2 protein-coding genes and 1 pseudogene are annotated in these 2,370 nt (G+C 73.5%); all 3 read right to left on the reverse strand.

Features of this window, described 5'->3' with window-relative positions:
• Positions 1–648 (reverse strand): annotated as a pseudogene (locus AC2W7C_RS16880) (cell division protein FtsA); the annotation flags it as partial.
• 449 nt (positions 649–1,097) lie between these two features.
• Positions 1,098–1,856: an MBL fold metallo-hydrolase gene (locus AC2W7C_RS16885; RefSeq protein WP_486002416.1), complete on the reverse strand. Its 759-nt coding sequence runs from the start codon at positions 1,854–1,856 to the stop codon at positions 1,098–1,100.
• Positions 1,857–1,939: 83 nt separating this feature from the next.
• Positions 1,940–2,212: a hypothetical protein gene (locus AC2W7C_RS16890; RefSeq protein WP_486002417.1), complete on the reverse strand. Its 273-nt coding sequence runs from the start codon at positions 2,210–2,212 to the stop codon at positions 1,940–1,942.
• Between the last annotated feature and the right edge of the window lie 158 nt (positions 2,213–2,370).

Genomic DNA, 2,370 nt, shown 5'->3' on the forward strand with positions numbered 1-2,370 from the left:
GACCGTCACGCCCGCCGGTCCGGCGACGGCCCGCCAGTCCGCCTCCGGGCCGATCGCGTCGCTGACCGCGTCCTCCACCGCGCGGGGCGTGACGACGATCTCGCCCCAGCGCCACAGGTCCTCCAGCCGCCCCTCGACGGGCCGGACGGCCGACAGGGGCGAGGCGCACAGGCAGGTCGCAGGCTCCAGGAGATCCGGAACGCGCACCCGGACCATCGGCTGGCTGACCCGGCGCAGGTCGGTGACGATCGGCAGGAACCGGTTCGTCCCCGGCACGGCCTCGCGTTCGACGATCAGCACGTCCTCGTTCAGATGCAGGGTCCCCAGCCGGCAGGGCGCGGCCAGGAAGCCTTCGGTGGCTTGGTAGAGCGGGGCGGGGCGGGCCTCCAGGACCGCCTCGATCCAGTCGCGCTCGGCGTCGCCCATCGGTTCGGCGCCCTGCAGCAGCCGTGCGGGCCGCCAATGGGCTCCGACGTCGACCCGGCGGGCGATGTCCGCCAGCACATGGGAGGGCGCGATCACGACGTGGGGGGCGAAGGCGTTCAACTGCTCCAGACGGTTCTGCCCGGGGGTCTCCAGCCCGATGAACAGGAAGCGGAACGGCCCGGCCCCGGCGACGTCGCTGTACAGCGCCGAGGTCGCGCGCAACGACAGGGCGATGCGGGTCCGCTTCAGGAAGGCCGTGGCGGGCAGCAGTCGGGCGATCAGATGGCCCAGATAGGCGGCGCGTTCGGCGCGGCTGGTAAGGAACAGGCCGCGCAGCCCGCCGGAGGACCCCGACGAGAAGCCGGCGGTGACGCCCGGACGGACCTCGCCCTTGCGGCCGGTCTCCGCCTCGCGCGCGCCGACCTCGGCCTCCGCGCGGGTTAGGCCCAGGGTGTTCCAGCGCTCGAAATCCCGGCGCGCCTCTTCTGGCGAGACGATGGGGAAGGCCTCGAGGGGCCGGCCCGCCAGCCCGGCGACGGCGGGCGTGCGGGCGAGGACTAGGCGTCATCCGCCGCCAGAGGGTCGCCTGCCGCCGCGTGACGTCCGCCGGGGTCCGCAGGCGAACCGCCGTCCACCGGGCGCTCAGCCAGGCCTTCAGGACCGCGACGCGGTCAACCGCCGGCATCGGGCGTCTCGACAGGAACCTCGCCGCAATGCGACGGCGTCAGCAGGATGTCGGGGTTCCGCCGCCCCAGCCGGTGCAGGGCGTTCAGGGTCGCCCGGTACGGTTCGGTCTGGCCCAGCAGGGCGGTGGTCAGCCGGGGAGGGGGCATGTCGTCGCGCACCTGGCCGCTGGACCAGGCCGCGTCAGCGATCAGAAAGCGCAGGCGGTCGCCGTCCTCGCGCACCACCAGCCCCCAGTGGCCCGGACAATGTCCGGGCAGGTGGACCACCAGCAGCGATCCGTCGCCCAGCAGGTCCGCGCCGGTCTCGAACGGCGTCAGGTCGGGGCCGAGCGCCACCTGGGGACGATCCTCGAAGAAGGCGGAGCGGGCGTCGATGTCGTCCGGGGCCAGGGCGGCCAGCACGCCTTGCCGCACGCGGGCGAAACGGCCCTTGCGGCGAACCTGCTGCAGCCCCGCCCGGGCGCAGAAGATGCGGGCGTTCGGGAACCGGCGAAGACCCGCCACGTGGTCGCCGTGGAAGTGCGAGACGACGACGGCCCGGACCTCTTCGGCCCGGACGCCGAAGCGCGGCAGCTGGTCGGCGACGGCATCTCCCGGCGCCAGGTCCACCGGCGTCGTCCAGCGATAGAGGATCTCGGGCCAGGTCCGGGTCGCCTCGAAGAAGGCCGGGTCGTAGCCGGTGTCGAACAGGATCGCGCCCTCGTCCGGATGCACGATCAGGGCGGCCAGCGCGGGGAAGACCACGGGTTTCAGGCTCCCGTCCCTGCGCGTCATGATCTGCGGGTGGGAGCAGGACCCTGCGCGCAGGATATGGACCCGGCAACGTTTCATCGAGCGGCCATTCCCGGCGCGACAGCCATGGCGGTCTCGACGGCGTCGTGGGCCGGCTCGTAGTCGATCAGCACCTGGGCGCCGGTCAGGTCGAAGGTCTGGGACCAGGCGAGCGTGGACAGGGTGTAGGGCGTCAGGATCGGCTCCGGCCGGCCCGGGAGAATGCGGCAGACGCTCTCCGAGATCACCGACAGGGCCTGACCGACGGGCAGGGGGACTGGAACGATCCGGACGCGGACGCCCAGCGCTTCGCCGAGACGCCCGACCAACTCGGATATCGGCAGCGGCCGTCCCCCGGTGACGTTGACCGCCCGTCCGCCGGCCGTCTCGCGATGGCGGTCGGCCAGCAGCAGGGCGCGGGGCGGCGTCGCGGACGTCGGTCAGCTCGACCAAGGCGCGGCCCTGGCGGAACAGGGGGAAACGGCCC

The sequence above is a fragment of the Brevundimonas sp. CURTG3B2_SDJG genome, from assembly GCF_057364705.1.